The 21,194-nt window shown below is 71.2% G+C and carries 17 protein-coding genes and 1 tRNA gene; 14 read left to right on the plus strand and 4 right to left on the minus strand.

Going from position 1 to position 21,194, the window contains the following annotated elements; genetic code table 11:
• Positions 1 to 445: 445 nt before the first annotated feature.
• On the minus strand, positions 446 to 1,456 hold the full coding sequence (locus ACZ7LY_RS06685) for an ATP-dependent DNA ligase (RefSeq protein ID WP_471623421.1): 1,011 nt from the start codon (positions 1,454 to 1,456) through the stop codon (positions 446 to 448).
• Complete coding sequence (gene ligD / locus ACZ7LY_RS06690; RefSeq protein WP_471623422.1) at positions 1,453 to 2,337, minus strand: non-homologous end-joining DNA ligase; 885 nt, start codon at positions 2,335 to 2,337, stop codon at positions 1,453 to 1,455. Before ligD ends, ACZ7LY_RS06685 begins: the two co-directional genes overlap by 4 nt.
• Positions 2,338 to 2,419: 82 nt before the next feature.
• Here ligD and ku point away from each other — a divergent pair, with 82 nt between their 5' ends.
• Entirely contained in the window at positions 2,420 to 3,496 is a 1,077-nt protein-coding gene (gene ku, locus ACZ7LY_RS06695) for a non-homologous end joining protein Ku (protein ID WP_471623423.1), read from the plus strand.
• Positions 3,497 to 3,736: 240 nt separating this feature from the next.
• Here ku and ACZ7LY_RS06700 read toward each other — a convergent pair whose 3' ends face one another.
• Positions 3,737 to 4,813, minus strand: coding sequence for an acyltransferase family protein (locus ACZ7LY_RS06700; RefSeq protein WP_471623510.1), 1,077 nt, complete (start codon positions 4,811 to 4,813; stop codon positions 3,737 to 3,739).
• A gap of 512 nt (positions 4,814 to 5,325) precedes the next feature.
• On the opposite strand from ACZ7LY_RS06700, the gene ACZ7LY_RS06705 reads away from it, so the two are divergent.
• The 3 genes from ACZ7LY_RS06705 (at position 5,326) to ACZ7LY_RS06715 (ending at position 7,819) form a co-directional block, all read left to right on the plus strand.
• Positions 5,326 to 5,679: a BlaI/MecI/CopY family transcriptional regulator gene (locus ACZ7LY_RS06705; protein ID WP_471623511.1), complete on the plus strand. Its 354-nt coding sequence runs from the start codon at positions 5,326 to 5,328 to the stop codon at positions 5,677 to 5,679.
• A 7-nt stretch (positions 5,680 to 5,686) separates the two neighbouring features.
• Positions 5,687 to 6,625: a M56 family metallopeptidase gene (locus ACZ7LY_RS06710; RefSeq protein ID WP_471623424.1), complete on the plus strand. Its 939-nt coding sequence runs from the start codon at positions 5,687 to 5,689 to the stop codon at positions 6,623 to 6,625.
• A gap of 81 nt (positions 6,626 to 6,706) precedes the next feature.
• Complete coding sequence (locus tag ACZ7LY_RS06715) at positions 6,707 to 7,819, plus strand: beta family protein (protein WP_471623425.1); 1,113 nt, start codon at positions 6,707 to 6,709, stop codon at positions 7,817 to 7,819.
• A 703-nt stretch (positions 7,820 to 8,522) separates the two neighbouring features.
• Here the strand turns inward: ACZ7LY_RS06715 and ACZ7LY_RS06720 are convergent.
• Positions 8,523 to 8,594: transfer RNA gene (locus ACZ7LY_RS06720), tRNA-Arg, on the minus strand.
• Positions 8,595 to 8,747: 153 nt separating this feature from the next.
• Here ACZ7LY_RS06720 and ACZ7LY_RS06725 point away from each other — a divergent pair.
• From ACZ7LY_RS06725 to prfA, 10 genes are all read left to right on the plus strand, one after another.
• The gene (locus ACZ7LY_RS06725) at positions 8,748 to 9,287 is read left to right on the plus strand and encodes a response regulator (protein ID WP_471623426.1); all 540 of its coding nucleotides are present in this window, start codon (positions 8,748 to 8,750) and stop codon (positions 9,285 to 9,287) included.
• Positions 9,288 to 9,480: 193 nt separating this feature from the next.
• Entirely contained in the window at positions 9,481 to 10,509 is a 1,029-nt protein-coding gene (gene nrtL, locus ACZ7LY_RS06730) for an ArgS-related anticodon-binding protein NrtL (protein ID WP_471623427.1), read from the plus strand.
• 25 nt (positions 10,510 to 10,534) lie between these two features.
• Entirely contained in the window at positions 10,535 to 11,926 is a 1,392-nt protein-coding gene (lysA, locus tag ACZ7LY_RS06735) for a diaminopimelate decarboxylase (RefSeq protein WP_471623428.1), read from the plus strand.
• A 138-nt stretch (positions 11,927 to 12,064) separates the two neighbouring features.
• Entirely contained in the window at positions 12,065 to 13,357 is a 1,293-nt protein-coding gene (locus ACZ7LY_RS06740) for a homoserine dehydrogenase (RefSeq protein ID WP_471623429.1), read from the plus strand.
• Between the two features lie 14 nt (positions 13,358 to 13,371).
• On the plus strand, positions 13,372 to 14,430 hold the full coding sequence (thrC, locus tag ACZ7LY_RS06745; RefSeq protein WP_471623512.1) for a threonine synthase: 1,059 nt from the start codon (positions 13,372 to 13,374) through the stop codon (positions 14,428 to 14,430).
• Between the two features lie 354 nt (positions 14,431 to 14,784).
• Complete coding sequence (thrB, locus tag ACZ7LY_RS06750) at positions 14,785 to 15,711, plus strand: homoserine kinase (RefSeq protein ID WP_471623430.1); 927 nt, start codon at positions 14,785 to 14,787, stop codon at positions 15,709 to 15,711.
• 413 nt (positions 15,712 to 16,124) lie between these two features.
• Positions 16,125 to 18,170, plus strand: a complete 2,046-nt coding sequence (rho, locus tag ACZ7LY_RS06755; RefSeq protein WP_471623431.1) for a transcription termination factor Rho — start codon at positions 16,125 to 16,127, stop codon at positions 18,168 to 18,170.
• A 339-nt stretch (positions 18,171 to 18,509) separates the two neighbouring features.
• Positions 18,510 to 19,610: an LCP family protein gene (locus tag ACZ7LY_RS06760; protein ID WP_471623432.1), complete on the plus strand. Its 1,101-nt coding sequence runs from the start codon at positions 18,510 to 18,512 to the stop codon at positions 19,608 to 19,610.
• A 159-nt stretch (positions 19,611 to 19,769) separates the two neighbouring features.
• Entirely contained in the window at positions 19,770 to 19,991 is a 222-nt protein-coding gene (rpmE, locus tag ACZ7LY_RS06765; protein WP_471623433.1) for a 50S ribosomal protein L31, read from the plus strand.
• Positions 19,992 to 20,098: 107 nt separating this feature from the next.
• Entirely contained in the window at positions 20,099 to 21,175 is a 1,077-nt protein-coding gene (gene prfA, locus ACZ7LY_RS06770; RefSeq protein WP_471623434.1) for a peptide chain release factor 1, read from the plus strand.
• The last annotated feature ends 19 nt before the right edge of the window (positions 21,176 to 21,194 follow it).

Raw genomic sequence — 21,194 nt, forward strand, 5'->3', positions numbered from 1 at the left:
CCGGCCAACTCCCGCCGCCGCTTGCACCGCTCTCGTTTCGGAGCGGTGCTCTCGCCGTGATGCGCTGCTCTCGCCGACGCGATCTGCCCCCCGGGCCGGCCGGAGCGGTGCTCTGGGCGCGGTCGGCCGCACCGGACCGGTTGCGCCGCTCCCAGTTCGGAGCGGTGCTCTCGTTACGGAGCCGTGCTCTCGTCACGGAGCAGAGCACTCTCGCCGTGATGCACTGCTCTCGCCCGCGCGAGCTGCTCCCGTCCCAGAGCGGCGCTCTTACCTCCGGGCAGCCCACTCCCACCGGCGAGCACGCTGTATCTGTGGCAACTCGGAGCAGCGCTCTCGTACCGGAGCACCCCTCTCGCTCCGGAGCAGCGCTCTCGTACCGGAGCAACCCTCTTGCTCCGGAGCAGTGCTCTCCCTCCCCGCCCCAAGGGCCCGCCCACACCGAAACTCACCGAAACCGAACCGCCTCCGCCGAGAACGCCCCATGCCGAGTGGACCGCTGGGTGACCTCAAGCACCAGCCCGTTGTCCGGCGGCAGCACCTCGTACGGCACCTCACCCACGCCCACCGCCGTGACAACCGCCCGTTCACCAGCAACACCCCCCGCCCCGGGCGCACCCCCCGCCCCAGCCGCCCCCGGCGTACCTCCCGTTCCCGGCGCCCCGCCCGCCCCCGGCACCCCCGCCACCCCCCGCAACAACCGCCCCGCCTGCGCCCGCAGCCCCCTCGGCAGGGGTGAGGTCAGCACAGGGGAGCCGTCACCCGGCAGCGCGATCACCAGGGCCCGCGGCGCCTCCGCCGACCCCGTGTAACCGATGACCCGCGCGTCCCGGGTGTCGCTGTGCCGCAGTTTCAGCCAGGTGCGCCGCCCGCCCGGGTAGGGGCCGTCGAGCCGTTTGACGACCAGACCCTCCACCCCGGCCGCCGTCAGCGACTCGTACCAGACCAGCGCCTCCGCCCGGTCACTCGTCGACGGCACCGCCTGCAACGGCGGCCCCACCGCCCCCAGCAGCCGCACCAGCCGCTCCCGCCGCCGCGCATACGGCTCACGGCGCACATCGGCGCCGCCCTCGGCGAGCACGTCGAACGCCGCGTACGACGCGGGCAGCTCACGCGCCAGCGCCCGCGCCCGGGCGGCCGACGCCGCCGCGGCCCGCCGCTGCACGGCCGCGAAGTCCGTACGCCCCTCGTGCCAGACGACGACCTCGCCGTCGAGCACCACGCCCGCCGGCAGCCGCCGCGCCGCCGCCACCAGGTCGGGGAACGCGCGCGTCACCGTACGGCCCGAACGGGCCTGGAGCCGCACCTCCTCCCCGGGACCGCGCAGTACGACCATGCGATGGCCGTCGAACTTCGGCTCGTACGCCCACCCGCCCCCCGGCGGCAGCGCGTCCACCGACTCCGCGAGCGCCACCTCGACGGGCGTGGGCAGCGGGAGCCAGGCGTCGGCCGCGTTCATGAGGGGAGGGCGCCCGCGCGCGCCGGGTCGTTCAGCGGGGCGAGGAGGTCGCCGTGTCCGGCCAGCCGCTCGGTGACGGCTTCGGCGTAGAACACCAGGTCAGAGGCGTCCTCGCAGGCGTCGACCTCGTCCCAGGTGACCGGCGCGGAAACGGTCGGCTCGGGGCGGGCGCGCAGGGTGTAGGGGGCGGCGGTGGTCTTCGCCGCCGCGTTCTGGCTGTGGTCGACGAACACCTTCGAGGGCCGCAGTTCCCGCGCCATCCGGTGCACCACCAGCCTCGGCAGCGCCGCCTCCGCCTCCTGGGCGAGGGCCTTGGCGTACGCGCTGACCTGCTCCGAAGGGGTCGGCGTCAGCGGCACCAGCAGATGCAGCCCCTTCGACCCCGAGGTCTTCGCGTACGCGTCGAGCCCGTCCGCCGCCAGCCGCTCGCGCAGCCACAGCGCCACCTCGCAGCACTGCACGATGTCCGCGGGCGCCCCCGGGTCCAGGTCGAACACCAGCCGGTCCGCCCGCGCCGGGGCGCTCACCCGCCACTGCGGGGTGTGGAACTCCGTGACGAGGTTCGCCGCCCACATCAGCGTCGCCAGGTCCTGTACGAGGATCTGCCGCGATACGCCGTCCGAACGGGTCACCTCCGCCGTGTTCACCCAGGCGGGTGTCCCCGGCGGCACGTTCTTGGCGAAGAACCGCTGCCCCCCGGGCCCGTCCGGATAGCGCAGGAACGACAGCGGACGGTCCCGCAGATGCGGCAGCAGCACCGGCGCGACCGTCGCGTAGTAGTGCAGCAGCTCGCCCTTGGTGAACCCGGTGGCCGGATACAGCACCTTCTCCAGGTTGCTCAGCGCCAGCCGCCGGCCCTCCACTTCTGTGATCGGCGTCATACGGTAATACTCTGGCAATCTGCACGAACACGTACGAAACCTGAACGATCCTGCCTCATACTGACCAAACGGGAGGTCCCCCGTGCGCTCCATATGGAACGGCGCCATTTCCTTCGGCCTGGTCAGCATTCCGATCAAGCTGGTCAACGCCACCGAGAACCACAACATCTCCTTCCGCCAGATCCATCTGGAGGACGGCGGGCGTATCCGCTACCGCAAGGTGTGCGAACTGGAGGAGAAGGAAGTCCCCACCGCCGAGATCGGCAAGGGGTACGAGGACGCCGACGGGTCGATCATCCCCATCACGGAGGACGACCTCGCCGCGCTGCCCATCCCGACGGCCAAGACCATCGAGATCGTGGCGTTCGTCCCGGCGGACCGGATCGACCCGCTCCAGATGGACACGGCGTACTACCTCGCGGCGAACGGGGTGCCGGCCGCCAAGCCGTACACGCTGCTGCGGGAGGCGCTGAAGCGCAGCAAGAAGGTCGCCATCGCCAAGTTCGCCCTGCGCGGGCGGGAACGGCTCGGCATGCTGCGCGTCGTCGACGACGTCATCGCCATGCACGGCCTGCTGTGGCCCGACGAGATCCGCGCGCCCGAGGACGTCGCCCCGGACACGCATGTCACCGTGCGCGACGCCGAGTTGGATCTCGCGGACGCCCTCATGGACACCCTCGGCGACGTCGACATGGACTCCCTGCACGACGACTACCGCACGGCCGTCGAGGAGCTCATCGCCGCCAAGACCTCCGGCGGGGAGCTGGAGGAGGCGCCGGCGGCGGCCAAGTCCGGCGGTGGCAAGGTCATCGACCTCATGGCGGCGCTGGAGAGCAGTGTGCGGGCGGCGAAGGAGGCACGCGGCGCGTCCGGCGAGGGGGAGGAGGACGTCGCCGAGGTCACCCACCTCTCCGGCCGCCAGCGCAAGAAGGCGACGCCGGCGAAGTCCCGTACGGCGAAATCGAGTTCGGGCACCTCTCGGTCCTCCGGTACGTCCACGTCGAAGGCGTCGGGGAGTTCGTCCGGCGGCACCAAGAAGAAGGCGACGGCGAAGAAGACGTCCTCCTCGTCGTCCTCGTCGACGACCTCGAAGTCGGCCAAGGCGAAGAAGGCCGCCCCGGCGAAGAAGGCGGCCCCCCGCAAACGCGCCTCGGCCTGACCCCGCACGCCCCGCCCCCCTGGACTTCAACAGGCCCCGCGCACAAGCCCGTACGTACGACTCCGCATGTAGGCGTACGAGTACGAGCCCCCCGCCCGCCGAGCCACGAGCCGCGAGCCACGAGCCCCGGATAACGACCCCGCCCGCACACACGCGTGGGGCGCGGGCCCGTACGAACGGACCCGCGCCCCACTCTCACGAACGCCCCGGCGTGCACTCACCGCCGCCGGACCGGCGCCCTCAGCGCCCGCGTGCGACCTGCGCCGCGTCCCGCTTGAACGCCCACTCCATCTTCGGCTCCATCACGAACCGGAACATGCGCTGCACCGGCGGCGTGCACAACACGGTGATCACGGTCATCGCGGCCAGCGTCACCACGATCTCGCCCCACGGTGTGTGCACCCAGTCGACCTCGTACCAGTCCCAGAAGCGGGAGCCCTTGGCGAGGAAGCCGTGCAGCAGATAGCCGTACAGCGTGCCCGCGCCCAGCGCCGTGAACCACAGCTTGCGCCCCGGCACCCACGCGAAGAAGCACGCGGCGAGGATCACCGAGCAGCCGAACATCGCCAGTGTCATCACCGCGCCGGTCCACCCCGGAGCGCCCAACTCCTGTGCGCTGTCGCGCCGGTAGAACCAGGCCGCGTTCATGCGCGGGGCCGCCCAGTACGCGAACAGCAGCGCCGACGCGAACACCGGCACCGCCAGCAGCCGGACCTCCTTGCGGCGCACCAGCTTGAAGTGCTCCGGCTTCAGACACAGGCCCAGGACGAAGAACGGCAGGAACTGCAGGACGCGTTGGAGGTCCAGGTCGTCGCCGATGTCGGGGGAGACGGAGGCGAGCGCCGCGACGGCCAGCGACAGCGGCAGCGGCCACCGCACGACCTTCCACAGCGGCGTCGACAGCCGCCACACGAACAGCGCGATCAGGAACCACGTCAGATACCAGGGGTCGAGCAGACTGATCGGATAGTCAGGATCGCCGCCCGCCGTGCGCTTGAACATCGTGTACGCGACCTCGAAGACCACGTACGGCACCGCCACACCCGTGATCAGCCGCTTCAGCCGCCCGGGACTCGCGTCGAACGAGCGCGAGAAGAAACCGGAGATGATGATGAACGCCGGCATGTGGAACGTGTACACCGTGATGTACAGCGCCGCCGCCGCCCTGCTGTCCCCGCGCAGCGGCTCCCACGCGTGACCCATCGCCACCAGCACGATGGCCAGGTACTTGGCGTTGTCGAAGAACGCGTCCCGCTTCTTCGCCGGTGCCGCCGCCTTCGCCGCCGCGGGCGCCGAGGAGCGCGCGGGGGGAGGCACGGTGGCCACGTGCTGCTCGGGCAACGGTGTCCGGTGCGCCGCCAGCCTTACCGGTTCGCTCACGATCCCTCCCGTATGGAACCTCGACTCCCGAAAACTCGTCTTCCCAGGTTTGCGAGGTTCAAGTGGCTGCGCGACATCCCACGCACCGTAGTCACCGACCGCCGCACACGTAAACCTGGACAGGTCCCGGGTGGCGGCTCTCACAACCAAGCACCACCGGAGGCGGACATTTCACTACGATGAATGCCGCGGGCGACGCGGCGGCGATCCGGACCACGTCGGACGGCGAGCGCCACGTCCGACGACGAGCGCCGCGTCGGACGACGAGCGCCACGTCGGCCCGGCGACCGGAGGAGGCGAGGCACGTGACGGGGGGCCAGGACGACGGCGGACGCCGACGGGGGCGCGACCGCGCCCGCAAACCCGATGCCTCCGGCGCCCGCGGACCCGACACCTCCGCCACGCGCCGCCCCGACACCTCCGCCACCCGCCGGCGCGGGCAAGGCGAACTGGAGGGCCAGGTACTCGCCGCCCTCCGCGCCGCCCCGGGCCCCGCGACGGCCGGCTGGGTACGCGCCCACCTCGGCGGCACCCTCGCCCACACCACCGTCATCACCATCCTCACCCGCCTCAAGGCCAAGGGCGCCGTCACCCGCGAACGCGCCGGCCGCTCCTTCACCTGGACCGCCGCCTCCGACGAAGCCGGCCTCGCCGCCCACCGCATGCGCCGCGTCCTCGACGCCGAGAGCGACCGGGCCGCCGTCCTCGCCAGTTTCGTCTCCAGCCTCTCGGCCCACGACGAACAGCTCCTGCGTACGCTTCTGACCGACGACACCCCACCGCACACCCCCGAGGCCGGCTGAGCGACCCATGGGCGTCTTCGTCTTCCTCCCGCTGATTCTGCCGCTGACGGCCTGGCCGGTGGCCCGCCTCGCCGAACGCCGCCTCCACCCGCGCCCCGCGACCCTGCTCCTGACGGCCCTGAGCTGCGTCCTCGCCCTGTGCAGCACACTCTGCCTCGGCCTGCTGGCGATCGTCGGCACGGCCCAACTCCCCGGCAACCCGCTGCCCGACGGCTGGGCCGCCCCGGAAGTACGAGCCGCGGTCCCGCACGACGAACTGACCGGCCGCGCGGCACTGGCGGCACTGGCAGCGGCCCTGGCCTCGATGGGTACGTTCCTGATCCGCCGCCGCGTCCGGCTCCGCCGCGCCCACCGCGCGCTGGCCCCGCTCCCGCCCCACCGCCGGAACCACCGGATCGCCGTACTCCCGGACGACACGCCCTACGCCCACACCCTCCCCACGGGCCGCGTCGTCGTCTCCACCGCCATGCTCGCGGGCCTCACCGCGCCCGAACGCCGGGCCCTGTTCGCCCACGAACGCGCCCACGCGACAGCCGGCCACCACCGCCACCTGCTCCTCGCCCAACTGGCGGCCCGCGCCAACCCGTTCCTGCGCCCCCTGCGCACGGCCCTCACCTACACGGTCGAACGCTGGGCGGACGAGGAAGCGGCCCGCACCCTGAACGACCGCCCCCTCACAGCAAGAGCAGTAGCCAAAGCAGCCCTCCTCACCCACGCCTCCCCACCACCCCTCCCCTTCGCGTCCCCCCACACCCCGACGGGCCCGATCCCCCGCCGCGTAAAAGCCCTCCTGACCCCACCCCCACCTCCCTGGCCCCCACTCTTCACGGCCCCCGGCGCGGCCACGTGGACGGCACTGGCAGGCACGATGACCTCAGCCATGTCCTCAGCCAACGCAACCCTGACCCTGGCCACAACCCTGAACACAGCAACCCCACTGTTCTGAGGCAGATGCCGTCCGCTCTCGGCACTCGTCCAACGGCCAGGATGGGGCGACCTCTCCCGGCCAACTCGGCAGACACCACCTTTGAGTCGTCTGGCCAGAACAGCACCCTTTCTGCTCCTTTCCCTGTTCGGCACCCTGTTGAAAGCGGCGGTCTCGGCAAGTGGCAGTACGGGGGTGTTCGTGTTCTACGTCCCGATCCTCAAGGGCAGAGCCGGTGAGTTCTACGCCCTGGAGCACACGTCGGAGAGCGTGCAGGCGGCCATTCGTCCCGTGATGGAAATCGTGCCCGCGGAGAGAGTGCGGGACCTGCTGGAAACGTTCTGTGACCGCGCAATGCAACGCGTACCGAACAACATGGTCCTCACGGTGGACTGCAGTGCGCTGCCCCATACCCGCGTACTCGAAGGCGATATCGGGGGACCCGTGGCACGCCTGAGCGAGTCACTGGGTTTGAGGGATCGACCGATGTGTCCGGTGTTCCGATGCGATGACAGTGACGAACTGCTGAGCGAGATCGCGCACGCGTCTGCGGACCATGGGCAAGGGGCGTGCCTGAGGATCCCTCTCTCCGGAAACGGTACTGAGCGCCTTCCGGATGGCAGGCGTATACGTGATCTGCTCACCGCCGTATACCTGGACCCAGGTGAAATCGATCTGCTGGTCGATGCCGGTCCCGTGCCGACCCGTGGGGTGCGGGAGCGGCTCAGAGGCAGTGTGCTCGCCGCCCTGAAACATATGTCCCGGTGGCCATGGAGGACCCTCAGCCTGGCTTCAGGAGCTTTTCCTGCCGACCTGACGGGGTTCCGCTCAGGAACGGTTACGCGCGTCAGGCGAGAGGATGCGCGGCTCTGGCTGGACGTCGCGGAGAAGTGGCAAGGCAAGGAGTTGAACTTCGGCGACTTCGGGGTGGCGAGCCCCAGGCTTCCTCCCGAGGGGCGCATAGGCCCCCGCCCCAATGTCCGCTACACCACCGGAACGGACTGGCAGGTCTTTGTGTATCCCAGAGCTGGAAGGGGGAACGACGCGTTCTTCGACCTGTGTGCAGCTTTGGTCAGCTCGCCCTACTGGCCCGAGGCCGGCTCCGCCACGTCCTGGGGGGACGAACTCTTGCAGGAGTGCGCGCTGCGCCGCCGAGCGAGGGCAGGAGGGGAACGGAGTGGCGTGCCTGGGCCACCTCACACCACTTGGCCGTAGTAACCAAGCGCTTGCACGTGGAGGGCTGCCCATAGGCGACCCCGCGTCACCAAAGAATAGAGGCTGAGACCCAGCTTGACCCCACCCTCATCTTCCAGTATCCGCCCTGGTCAGAGCCCGACTCAAGCTGCTTGACCGCCAGAACCTGCGCACACGGTTCCGGACAGGACGCCGCGATCGCCAGCTCGCCCGTAGTTGACCAGTAGCGGAGTGACGCAGCACAACCGGTCGCTGGCAGGTGAGTCGGGCGAGTCCGCCGCGCGTTGACGATACGCGCGTCGAGGGCTGCGGAGTGACCCTCCTATCCCTCTGATCGACCGCGGACAGTAGGGCCGTTTGGCTAAGATGCGGATGGCCGATCGCCCTTCCGCCAGACAAGGTGGAGTCCCCGCTTCCCATCGCCCATACGACCTGCGGCACACCTGCATCACGAACTGGCTGAACGCGGGAGGTACATGTAGGCGGCGGGTCCCCGGCGGGCCCATCGGGGAGACGCGCCGCGTTGGCGCGCGAGTTATTCGCGTCAGGAGAGGTCCGTGGCGCGGGGTGCTTCTCGCTAGAGCAGCGCTGCATCCTCACTCGCCACTCACTCGCGATCGGTGACACATAACGACGAAGACCCGGACTCAGTAGGACTGAGTCCGGGTCTTCGTGCTTGGCACTTCAGCAGGTCAGCGGCTTGATCACGCTGTCCGAGCTGGAGTGCCCCCGGCAGGATTCGAACCTGCGCACACGGCTCCGGAGGCCGTTGCTCTATCCCCTGAGCTACGGGGGCGTCGTCGCTTCGTGCTGGCGACGGGTAGAACCCTACCAGCTCATGCGGGGTGGTCAGGTACGGATATCGGTGGGGCAAGGGCCGGGTCACCTGTACGGGGTGGAAGTGGGGAAAACCCGGACGCGGTGGCACCGGTCGACCTACTCTCAACGTGTGCCAGGCGCGTCCGGCCGGGTCCTTGTCGTCGATGACAGCAGGGCGATCCGGCAACTGATCAGGGTCAATCTCGAGCTGGAGGGCTTCGAGGTCGTGACCGCGGCTGATGGTGCCGAATGTCTCGACGTCGTACATGAGGTGCGGCCCGATGTGGTCACGTTGGACGTGGTCATGCCGAGGCTGGACGGGCTGCGGACCGCCGCCCGGCTGCGGGACGACGAGCGGACCCAGGGGCTGCCCATCGTCGTCGTCAGCGCATGCACCCAGTACGAGGTCGAGAGCGGCGTCGATGTCGGGGTGGACGCCTTCCTCTCCAAACCGTTCGAACCGGGTGAACTCGTGCGGGTCGTCAAGGAGTTGCGGGAGAACGGGCGGGCCGCCGTGCCGGTCAGGCTCGTCGCCGCCGGGGAGCCCCACGCCGGCGAGCCCAACCCCCCGGGACCGGGGCCCGGCCCCGGTCCCGGCCCGCGCCCCAGCGACCCCGCCCACGAGAGTGACCCCGGCCCGTACCCGGGGTCGGACCCTGCCGAGCAGTAGGCATCCTTCGCCTAGCAGTAGGCGTCCTGCCCGTTGCCTTCCCGTTTCCACCGGTCCGCCCCGGGTGATCGGGACGTCGGCCCCTCCCAAGGAAGCCGGCCCCCCGCAAGAAAGCCGCCCCCGCTCGTCCACATGCCGGGACCCCCGGAAACCGGGTCGCATACCCACCCCCCTCCTCGCCTACGCTTGTCCCGTGACCCCCGCAGAGCTCTCCCGTACCGTCCTGTGCGCCGTTCGGCGTGCGGTCGACGACGGGGAGCTGGGGGAGGGGGCGCGGGCCGCCGTCGACGGGGGCGGGGCCCGGATCGTCGTGGAGCGGCCCCGGCCCGGCGGACGCGGCGACTACGCCACCAACGTCGCCCTCCAGCTCGCCGGCCCCGCCGGACGCCCCCCGCGCGAGGTCGCCGAGGTACTGGCCAGGCTGCTCACCGCCGGACCCGGCGTCGCCGTCGTCGACGTCACCGGGCCCGGCTTCCTCAACCTCACCCTCGACCCCGTCACCGACCCCGACGGCGGCACTGGCGGCACCGGCGACCTCGTCACCCTCATCCGCACCCGGGGCCCCGCCTACGGACACGGCGACGCCCTGCGCGGCACCCGCCTCGACCTGCGCGTCCCCCGCGAACCCCGCGCCGAGATCACCGCCGACGCGCTCGCCCGCATCGCCCGCTCCCAGGGCGCCGACGCGCACGTCACGTACGCCGGACGACCGGACGAGGCGACCGTGCGGCCCGTCCCCGCCGACCCCGCCGGGCTCGGGCGCGACGCCGGACGGTGGGCGCTGCTGTACCCCGCCGGGCACGACCACGCCCGTACCGCCACCGCCGACGAGCGGGCCGCGCACCTCGCCCAGCGCGAGAGCAACCCCCTCTTCCGCGTCCGGTACGCCCACGCCCGCACCCGCGCGCTCACGCGGGAGGCGGAGCGGCTCGGCTTCGACGCGGCCGGACAGGTGCCCGGTCACCCCCTGCTGCGGCCCCTGGAGGACCACCCCCGCGTGCTGCTCGCCGCCGCCCGGCACCGCGCGCCCGACCGGCTCGCCCGGCACCTCGTCGACGTGGCCGACACCTTCCTCACCACGCTGCACCCGACCGTGCTGCCCCTCGGTGACGAGAAACCCTCGGCCGCCCACCGCGCCCGGCTCGCGCTCGCCGAAGCCGCCGGGACGGTGCTGGCCGGCGGCCTGACCCTGCTCGGTATCGACGCCCCCGCACATCTCTAAGCACAGAAGTGAGCGCCCCGAAGCCATGAGCCGTTCCGCACACCCCGCAGGCCCCCGCCACGCCGACGTCCTGCCCGAGGGCCACTACAGCGCGCCGCCCGCCGACCTCAACGCCCTCGACCCGAAGGTCTGGTCGCGGACCGTGGAGCGCGCCGCCGACGGCACGGTGCGCGTCGGCGGCATCGAAGTCGCCCGGCTCGCCGAGGAGTTCGGCACGCCCGCCTACTTCATGGACGAGGCCGACTTCCGCGCCCGGTGCGCCGCGTGGCGCGACGCGTTCGGCGCGGACGCCGACGTGTTCTACGCGGGCAAGGCGTTCCTGAGCCGGGCCGTCGTGCGCTGGCTGCACGAGGAGGGCCTCAACCTCGACGTGTGCTCCGGCGGCGAACTCGCCACCGCGCTGTCCGCCGGGATGCCCGCCGAGCGCATCGCCTTCCACGGCAACAACAAGACCGAGGACGAGATCGAGCGGGCCGTCGAGGCGGGCGTCGGGCGGATCGTCCTCGACTCCTTCCAGGAGATCGTCCGCGTCGCCCACATCGCCGACCGGCTCGGCAGGCGGCAGCGCGTACAGATCCGCGTGACGGTCGGCGTCGAGGCGCACACCCACGAGTTCATCGCCACGGCCCACGAGGACCAGAAGTTCGGGATCGCGCTGGCCGGGGGACAGGCCGCCGAAGCCGTGCGGCGGGCCCTCAAGCTCGACGGCCTCGAACTCATCGGCATCCACTCACACATCGGCTCGCAGATCTTCGACATGGCCGGCTTCGAGGTCGCCGCCCGCCGCGTCGTCGGCCTGCTCGCCGAGGTCCGCGACGAGCACGGCGTCGAACTGCCCGAGATCGACCTCGGCGGCGGCCTCGGCATCGCGTACACCAGCGACGACGACCCGCGCGAGCCGCACGAGATCGCCAAGGCGCTCACCGAGATCGTCACCCGCGAGTGCGAGGCCGCCGACCTGCGCACGCCGCGCATCTCCGTCGAGCCCGGCCGCGCCATCGTCGGCCCGACCGCCTTCACCCTGTACACGGTCGGTACGGTCAAGCCGCTCGACGGGCTGCGGACGTACGTCTCCGTGGACGGCGGCATGTCCGACAACATCCGTACGGCGCTCTACGACGCCGAGTACACCGTCGCCCTCGTCTCCCGCCGCTCCGACGCCGAGCCGATGCTCGTGCGCGTCGTCGGCAAGCACTGCGAGAGCGGGGACATCGTGGTCAAGGACGCGTTCCTGCCGGCGGACGTCGCGCCGGGCGACCTGATCGCGGTCCCGGCCACCGGCGCGTACTGCCGCTCCATGGCCAGCAACTACAACCACGCGCTCCGCCCGCCCGTCGTCGCCGTCCGCGACGGCGCGGCGCGGGTGATCGTCCGGCGCGAGACGGAGGAAGATCTTCTGCGTCTCGACGTCGGATAAATGAAATATCTGTCTCATCATCCGGACCGGGGGCAGAAAGCCCGGTCCGGTGGGTGAGACTGGTTCCACCGTAGACAACCGTAGAGATACGAGACACGCCGTGACACGCGGCGCGGTAGCAGAGGGAAACGAGGTCGGATGATGCGTACGCGTCCGCTGAAGGTGGCGCTGCTGGGCTGTGGGGTTGTCGGCTCAGAGGTGGCGCGCATCATGACGACGCACGCCGAGGACCTCGCCGCCCGCATCGGTGCCCCCGTCGAGCTGGCCGGCGTCGCCGTCCGGCGCCCCGACCGGGTCCGCGAGGGCATCGACCCGGCGCTCGTCACCACCGACGCCACCGCCCTCGTCAAACGCGGCGACATCGACGTGGTCGTCGAAGTCATCGGAGGGATCGAGCCCGCCCGCACCCTGATCAGCACCGCGTTCGAGCACGGCGCTTCGGTCGTCTCGGCGAACAAGGCGCTGCTCGCCCAGGACGGCGAGTCCCTGCACGCCGCCGCCGTCGAGCACGGCCGCGACCTGTACTACGAGGCCGCCGTCGCCGGCGCCATCCCGCTGATCCGCCCGCTGCGCGAATCGCTGGCCGGCGACAAGGTCAACCGCGTGCTCGGCATCGTCAACGGCACGACGAACTTCATCCTCGACAAGATGGACACCACCGGCGCCGGCTACCAGGAGGCCCTGGACGAGGCCACCGCGCTCGGTTACGCGGAGGCCGACCCGACCGCCGACGTCGAGGGCTTCGACGCCGCCGCCAAGGCCGCCATCCTCGCGGGGATCGCCTTCCACACGCGCGTGCGCCTCGACGACGTCTACCGCGAGGGCATGACCGAGGTGACCGCCGCCGACTTCGCCTCCGCGAAGGAGATGGGCTGCACCATCAAGCTCCTCGCCATCTGCGAGCGCGCCGCCGACGGCCGCTCCGTCACCGCCCGCGTCCACCCGGCGATGATCCCGCTGACCCACCCGCTGGCCTCCGTGCGCGGCGCGTACAACGCCGTGTTCGTCGAGGCCGAGGCCGCGGGCCAGCTCATGTTCTACGGGCCCGGCGCGGGCGGCTCACCCACCGCCTCCGCCGTCCTCGGCGACCTCGTCGCCGTCTGCCGCAACCGCCTCGGCGGCGCGACGGGCCCCGGCGACTCCGCGTACACGCAGCTGCCCGTCTCCCCGATGGGGGACGTCGTCACGCGGTACCACATCAGCCTCGACGTGGCCGACAAGCCCGGCGTTCTCGCGCAGGTGGCGACGGTCTTCGCCGAGCACGGCGTCTCCATCGACACCGTGCGCCAGTCGGGGAAGGACGGCGAGGCGTCCCTCGTCGTCGTCACCCATCGCGCGGCGGACGCGGCCCTCACCGGGACCGTGGACGCGCTGCGTCAGCTCGACACCGTGCGCGGTGTCGCCAGCATCATGCGTGTTGAAGGGGAGTAGCAGGGATGACCGGAATGACCCACCAGTGGCGCGGCATCATCGAGGAGTACCGGGACCGGCTCCCGGTGTCCACCACCACGCCGGTCGTGACGCTGCGCGAGGGCGGCACGCCGCTCGTGCCCGCCCAGCTGCTCTCCGAGCGCACGGGCTGCGAGGTCCACCTGAAGGTCGAGGGCGCGAACCCGACCGGCTCCTTCAAGGACCGCGGCATGACCATGGCCATCACCAAGGCCAAGGAGGAAGGCGCGCAGGCCGTCATCTGCGCCTCCACCGGCAACACCTCGGCGTCGGCCGCCGCGTACGCCGTGCGCGCCGGCATGGTCTGCGCGGTGCTCGTGCCGCGCGGCAAGATCGCGCTCGGCAAGATGGGCCAGGCGCTCGTCTACGGCTCGAAGATCCTCCAGGTCGACGGCAACTTCGACGACTGCCTGAACCTCGCGCGCGGCCTGTCGGAGAACTACCCGGTGGCGCTGGTCAACTCGGTGAACCCGTTCCGTATCGAGGGTCAGAAGACCGCCTCGTTCGAGATCGTGGACGCCCTCGGCGACGCCCCCGACATCCACGTCCTGCCGGTCGGCAACGCGGGCAACATCACGGCCTACTGGAAGGGCTACAAGGAGTACGCGGCCGACTCGGTGTCGTCGCGTACCCCGCGCATGTGGGGCTTCCAGGCGTCCGGCTCGGCGCCGATCGTGCGCGGCGAGGTCGTCAAGGACCCCTCGACGATCGCCACCGCGATCCGCATCGGCAACCCCGCGTCCTGGGACTTCGCGCTGGCCGCCCGGGACGAGTCCGGCGGCTTCATCGACGAGGTGACGGACCGTGAGATCCTGCGCGCCTACAAGCTGTTGGCGTCCCAGGAGGGTGTCTTCGTCGAGCCCGCGTCGGCCGCGTCCGTCGCCGGTCTGCTGAAGGCGGCCGAGCAGGGCAAGGTCGACCCCGGCCAGAAGATCGTCTGCACGGTCACGGGCAACGGTCTGAAGGACCCGGACTGGGCCGTCGCCGGCGCCCCGCAGCCGGTCACCGTGCCGGTCGACGCGGCGGCCGCCGCCGAGCGCCTGGGCCTGGCCTGAGCGACGCGACGCGCCTGACGGAGCGCCTGGCGACGCGCCCCGCGTGCGGCCCGCGAGCCGTTTTCGCGCCGGGCTGACCGCGCGTCAACTGGGCGTATCCGTACAGGGGGTGCACAGGGGGGCTTACGACACGCATCGTGCGCCTCCTGTGCGCCCTATGTCGCCACAGAACCTTCCTTCGATAGGCTGTACCGAGCCCGCTCACCGCATTTTCCGCGGTGCCGCCGCCGTTCCGTCGTTTTCCGCGCATCACCGCCGTGGTTCCGTCGTTCGACGGCCCGGCTGTGGCGTGCGCCTCACAAGACATCGGAAGTTTCCCGAAACATCCCGCAGCTCAAGGAGAGTCATCGAGCGATGGCCGGTCCCGCGTTCCGCGCCGCCGCCGTCAGGGTGCGCGTCCCCGCCACCAGCGCCAACCTCGGCCCGGGTTTCGACTCCCTGGGCCTCGCGCTGGGGCTCTACGACGACGTCGTCGTCAGGGTCGCCGACTCCGGGCTGCACATCGACATCGCGGGTGAGGGCGCCGAGACCCTGCCCCGCGACGAGTCCCACCTGCTCGTACGGTCCCTGCGTACCGCCTTCGACCTGCTCGGCGGGCAGCCGCGCGGCCTGGAGATCGTCTGCGCCAACCGCATCCCGCACGGGCGCGGCCTCGGCTCCTCCTCCGCCGCCATCTGCGCCGGCATCGTCGCCGCCCGCGCCGTCACCACCGGCGGCGACGCCCGGCTCGACGACGCGGCGCTGCTGGAGCTGGCCTCCGAGATCGAGGGCCACCCCGACAATGTGGCGCCCTGCCTGCTCGGCGGCTTCACCATCGCCTGGACCGAGGGCGGCGCGGGCCGTGCCGTCCGTCTGGACGCGGCCCCGTCCGTCGTTCCGGTGGTCTTCGTCCCCGGCCGGCCCGTGCTGACCGAGATGGCCCGCAGCCTGCTTCCCCGTACGGTCCCGCACGTCGACGCCGCCGCCAACGCGGGCCGCGCCGCCCTGCTCGTCGAGGCCCTCACGCGCCGCCCCGAGCTGCTGCTGCCGGCCACCGAGGACCGGCTGCACCAGGAGTACCGGGCGCCCGCGATGCCGGAGAGCGCCGCCCTGGTGGAGCGCCTGCGCGCCGACGGGATCCCCGCCATGATCTCCGGGGCGGGCCCCACGGTCATCGCCCTGGTGGAGGACGGCACGGCCGACAAGGTCGCCCGGCTGGCCGGAGAGGGCTGGGCGGCCAACCGCCTCGCCCTCGACGCGGACGGGGCGAGCGTGCTGCCACTCGGCACCCAGAGCGTCTGAGCGTCTGAAAGAAAACAATCCGGTCGCCGGATCACGAGAGGGGGAATGTTTGTTGGCTCCGGTAGTGTTAACCTCAAGTCTGCACCCGACCTCACCATGGCGAGGTGCTGTGTGTCCCCGTCCGGGACAACCTTTCTTCCGGGAGCCTCCCCAGCAATTCCGCACTTCGCCCTTGTACGCCGGGGCACGGTGCTGAATGCAGGCGAGCATGCTCCGGAATCGGCGTGACCCAGCCGCGTGACACAGAAATCGAGTGCACCCGCGGAATCGGGAATCGCCGTCACCAATGAATTCTTCCGCCTCATCGGCGGACAACCGCCCCGGCACGGTCCTTACAGGCAGGACCACCGCCGGACAGCACAACCGGTCGCCGAGCCAGACAGGCCGACGTCCGCTCCAGGGAAGGACCCTTCGTGAGCGACACCACCGATCTGATGGGCGTGACTGCCGACAGCTCCGCTGCCGCGCCCGCCGCGTCCTCTGCGGACGCCTCCGCCGCGCCCGCCGCCGGTGCTTCGGGCTCCCGGCGGCGCCGCGGCACCGGCCTTGACGGCATGGTGCTGGCCGAGCTGCAGCAGGTCGCATCGGGCCTCGGCATCAAGGGCACCGCGCGGATGCGCAAGAGCCAGTTGATCGAGGTCATCAAGGAGGCTCAGGCGGGCGGCGGTGCGTCCGCGAAGAACGCCGAGGGCGCCGAGACCAAGCCCAAGCGCCGGGCCACCTCCAAGGCCCGTACGGGTGACGAGGGCGCCGCCGACGCCGGGGCGCAGGCGACGAAGGCCGAGGCCAAGTCCGGCAAGGCCGACGCGGCCGAGGCCAAGGCCGCGGCCCAGCAGCAGATCGAGATCCCGGGCCAGGGCGCGGGCGACGAGCAGCCGGGCGGCGAGCGCCGCCGCCGGCGCGCCACCGCCGAGGCGGGCAGCCCGGAGACGGCCGGTGAGGCCAAGGCCGAGCCCAAGCAGGACAAGCAGCAGGACGCTCAGCAGGGCGGCCAGTCCCAGGGCGGCGGCAACGACAACCGCGGCGACGACAACGGCAACGAGGGCCGCCGTGAGCGCCGCGACCGCCGGGACCGCGGGGGCCGCGACCGCGACCGCCGCGGCAAGGGCGACGACCAGGGCGGCGGCAACGGCGGCAACGCCGGCAACAAGGACCAGGGTGGCCGCCAGCAGCAGGGCGGCGGACGCCAGCAGCAGCAGGACGACGGCTACGACGACGACGGCGGCGGCCGCCGCGGGCGCCGGGGCCGCTACCGCGACCGCCGGGGCCGTCGCGGGCGCGAGGACTTCGGCAACGAGCCGCAGGTCTCCGAGGACGACGTCCTGATCCCCGTCGCGGGCATCCTCGACATCCTCGACAACTACGCCTTCATCCGTACCTCGGGCTACCTGCCCGGTCCCAACGACGTCTACGTCTCCCTCGCCCAGGTCCGCAAGAACGGCCTGCGCAAGGGCGACCACGTCACCGGTGCCGTGCGCCAGCCGAAGGAAGGCGAGCGCCGCGAGAAGTTCAACGCGCTGGTCCGCCTCGACTCCGTCAACGGCATGGCGCCCGAATCCGGGCGCGGGCGCCCGGAGTTCAACAAGCTGACGCCGCTGTACCCGCAGGACCGGCTCCGCCTGGAGACCGACCCGGGGGTGCTGACGACCCGCATCATCGACCTCGTCTCGCCCATCGGCAAGGGCCAGCGCGGTCTGATCGTGGCCCCGCCGAAGACCGGCAAGACCATGATCATGCAGGCCGTGGCCAACGCGATCACGCACAACAACCCCGAGTGCCACCTCATGGTCGTCCTCGTCGACGAGCGGCCCGAAGAGGTCACCGACATGCAGCGGTCGGTCAAGGGCGAGGTCATCTCCTCGACCTTCGACCGCCCGGCCGAGGACCACACCACGGTCGCCGAGCTGGCCATCGAGCGCGCCAAGCGCCTCGTGGAGCTGGGTCACGACGTCGTCGTCCTGCTCGACTCGATCACCCGCCTGGGCCGCGCGTACAACCTCGCCGCCCCGGCCTCCGGACGCATCCTGTCCGGTGGTGTCGACTCGACGGCCCTGTACCCCCCGAAGCGTTTCTTCGGCGCCGCGCGCAACATCGAGGACGGCGGCTCGCTGACCATCCTCGCCACCGCGCTCGTCGACACCGGGTCCCGCATGGACGAGGTGATCTTCGAGGAGTTCAAGGGCACCGGCAACATGGAGCTCAAGCTCGACCGCAAGCTCGCCGACAAGCGCATCTTCCCGGCGGTGGACGTCGACGCGTCCGGCACCCGCAAGGAAGAGATCCTGCTCGGCAGCGACGAGCTGGCGATCGTCTGGAAGCTGCGCCGGGTGCTGCACGCGCTCGACCAGCAGCAGGCCATCGAGCTGCTCCTCGACAAGATGAAGCAGACGAAGTCCAACGCGGAGTTCCTGCTCCAGATCCAGAAGACGACGCCCGCCCCGGGCAACGGCAACGACTGACGCCGTACGTCACAGCCGTAGCGCGTCCGCGCGCCAGGCAACCCGGAAAGCCGCGGTCGCATCTACTCAGGTGGAGGCGACCGCGGCTTTCGCGTGTCCGCGGGCGTCCCCGGACCGTTCACGGCGCCCCGCGCGGGGCATCCGTACCCGGAGACCTTCACCACACGCGCCAGGATCGGAGCCCTCTGTGAAGGAAGCGGCACAAGGGCCCAAAAGCGCAGGTGAGGGCAGGGGAGACGGGAGGGGCGGTCACCATGCGTGACGGCGGTGCGCCTGAGCGGGCACAGCCTGTTGTGTAACCCTTCAGGGCGATTCGAAGAGAGAACCTGCGAGGAGCACATGCCGGACCATGACAGCAAGCCCGGGCGCCGCCGCGCCAAGGGCAGGCGCCGCAAGCCGCGGAGCGCCGGCAGCAAGGCGCTGCGCTACGCGGCGTGGGGCGCCGCGGGCGTCGTCGTCCTCGGCGGCACCGGGCTCGGGTACGTGTACTTCAAGCTCGACGGCAACATCAAGAGCGTCGACATCAACGCGGCGCTCGGCACCGACCGCCCGAAGAACGTCGACAACGGCTCGCAGGACATCCTCGTCCTGGGCTCCGACAGCCGCGCCGGCAAGAACAAGAAGGTCGGCGGCGGCCAGGACGAGGGCTCGGCCCGCTCGGACACCGCGATGGTCGTGCACCTGTACAAGGGGCACAAGAAGGCGAGCATCGTCTCCATCCCGCGCGACACCCTGATCGACCGCCCGTCCTGCACCGACAAGGACGGCACCGAGCACCCCGCGCAGTCCGGCGTCATGTTCAACTCGGCGTACTCCACGGGCGGCGCGGCCTGCGCGGTCAAGACCGTCGAGTCGCTCAGCGGCATCCGCATGGACCACTACGTCGAGGTCGACTTCAGCGGCTTCCAGGAGCTGATCGACGACCTCGGCGGCGTCGACATCACCACCAGCAAGGCGATCGACGACCCCGACAGCCACCTCAAGCTCGCCGCGGGCCGCCACACCCTCGACGGCAAGCAGGCCCTCGGTCTCGTGCGCACCCGGCACGGCGTCGGCGACGGCAGCGACCTCGGCCGCATCCAGCTCCAGCAGGCGTTCATAAAGGCGCTCATGGACCAGATCAAGCACGTCGGCGTCTTCGGCAACCCCAAGAAGCTGTACGACCTCGCCGACACCGCCACCAAGTCCGTGACGACCGACTCCGACCTGGCCTCGGTGCAGGACCTCACGTCGTTCGCCAACGGGCTCAAGGGCCTCGGCTCGGGCGACATGCACATGGTCACGATGCCGGTGCAGTACGACACCGCCGACGCCAACCGCGTCCTCGTCGACAAGCCCAAGGCGGACCTCGTGTGGAAGGCGCTGCGCGCCGACCGGCCCGTGCCCCGCGCGGCCACCGAGCACACCGCCAGCGGCTCCGCCGCGGGAGTCGTGAAGTAACCGCAGGTCAAAGCCGTGGGGGAGAGGCCGGGAATAGTTCCGGCCCGACCCCGGTTTTGGGGGATGCGGCCAGTCCTGGCAGACTGGTACGTCGGCTCCGGTTCACGCTCCCGCAATCCGCGTCAGCGACCCGGCGCCCTCCCGAACCTAGGAGACACCTTGAAGCGCGACATCCACCCCGAGTACGTCGACACGCAGGTCTCTTGCACCTGCGGCGCGTCGTTCACCACCCGCAGCACGATCCAGTCCGGCACCATCCGTGCTGAGGTCTGCTCCGAGTGCCACCCGTTCTACACGGGCAAGCAGAAGATCCTCGACACCGGTGGCCGCGTGGCCCGCTTCGAGGCCCGCTTCGGCAAGGCTGCCGCTGCCAAGAAGTAGCGAGGCTCCAGCGCCGGTCTCCGGTGCCCCTGTACGTGGGGGCACCGGGACCGGCGCTTTGCGGTGCAGCCCCCTTTTTTTGACCCCCGTACCAGCAGGAGCCGGAGATGTTCGAGGCCGTCGAGGACCTGATCGGTGAGCACGCCGATCTGGAGAAGAAGCTCGCGGACCCGTCGGTCCACGCCGACCAGGCGAACGCGCGCAAGCTCAACAAGCGCTACGCCGAGCTGACGCCGATCGTCTCGACGTACCGCTCCTGGAAGCAGACCGGCGACGACATCGAGACGGCCCGCGAACTGGGCGCCGACGACCCGGACTTCGCGGCCGAGGTCAAGGAGCTGGAGAAGCAGCGCGAGGAGATCACCGAGAAGCTGCGCCTGCTGCTCGTGCCCCGCGACCCGTCCGACGACAAGGACGTGATCCTGGAGATCAAGGCCGGCGCGGGCGGCGACGAGTCGGCGCTGTTCGCCGGGGACCTGCTGCGCATGTACCTGCGCTACGCGGAGCGCGTCGGCTGGAAGACCGAGATCATCGACGCCACCGAGTCCGAGCTCGGCGGCTACAAGGACGTCCAGGTCGCCGTGAAGACCAAGGGCGGAGGCGGCGCGACCGAGCCCGGCCAGGGCGTCTGGGCCCGCCTGAAGTACGAGGGCGGTGTGCACCGCGTCCAGCGCGTGCCCGCGACCGAGTCGCAGGGCCGCATCCACACCTCCGCCGCCGGCGTCCTCGTCACGCCCGAGGCCGAGGAGATCGACGTCGAGATCAACCCGAACGACCTGCGCATCGACGTGTACCGGTCCTCGGGCCCCGGCGGGCAGTCCGTCAACACCACGGACTCCGCCGTCCGCATCACGCACCTGCCCACCGGCGTCGTCGCCTCCTGCCAGAACGAGAAGAGCCAGCTCCAGAACAAGGAGCAGGCCATGCGTATCCTGCGCTCCAGGCTCCTCGCCGCGGCCCAGGAGAAGGCCGAGGCCGAGGCCGCCGACGCCCGCCGCAGCCAGGTCCGTACCGTCGACCGCTCCGAGAAGATCCGTACGTACAACTATCCGGAGAACCGCATCTCGGACCACCGCGTCGGCTTCAAGGCGTACAACTTGGACCAGGTGCTCGACGGCGACCTCGACTCCGTGATCCAGGCCTGCGTCGACGCGGACTCGGCGGCCAAGCTCGCCGCCGCGTAAGGCGCCCGACCGACCCGTA

This window comes from Streptomyces sp. NPDC107550 (genome assembly GCF_055639095.1).

Excerpts from the sequence above, each read along its gene's own strand:
- ACZ7LY_RS06685 (WP_471623421.1), bottom strand. The coding sequence starts at position 1,456 with ATGAACGCGGCCGACGCCTGGCTCCCGCTGCCCACGCCCGTCGAGGTG.
- ligD (WP_471623422.1), bottom strand. The coding sequence starts at position 2,337 with ATGACGCCGATCACAGAAGTGGAGGGCCGGCGGCTGGCGCTGAGCAAC.
- ACZ7LY_RS06710 (WP_471623424.1), top strand. The coding sequence starts at position 5,687 with ATGGGCGTCTTCGTCTTCCTCCCGCTGATTCTGCCGCTGACGGCCTGG.
- lysA (WP_471623428.1), top strand. The coding sequence starts at position 10,535 with ATGAGCCGTTCCGCACACCCCGCAGGCCCCCGCCACGCCGACGTCCTG.
- ACZ7LY_RS06740 (WP_471623429.1), top strand. The coding sequence starts at position 12,065 with ATGATGCGTACGCGTCCGCTGAAGGTGGCGCTGCTGGGCTGTGGGGTT.
- thrC (WP_471623512.1), top strand. The coding sequence starts at position 13,372 with ATGACCCACCAGTGGCGCGGCATCATCGAGGAGTACCGGGACCGGCTC.
- thrB (WP_471623430.1), top strand. The coding sequence starts at position 14,785 with ATGGCCGGTCCCGCGTTCCGCGCCGCCGCCGTCAGGGTGCGCGTCCCC.
- ACZ7LY_RS06760 (WP_471623432.1), top strand. The coding sequence starts at position 18,510 with ATGCCGGACCATGACAGCAAGCCCGGGCGCCGCCGCGCCAAGGGCAGG.
- prfA (WP_471623434.1), top strand. The coding sequence starts at position 20,099 with ATGTTCGAGGCCGTCGAGGACCTGATCGGTGAGCACGCCGATCTGGAG.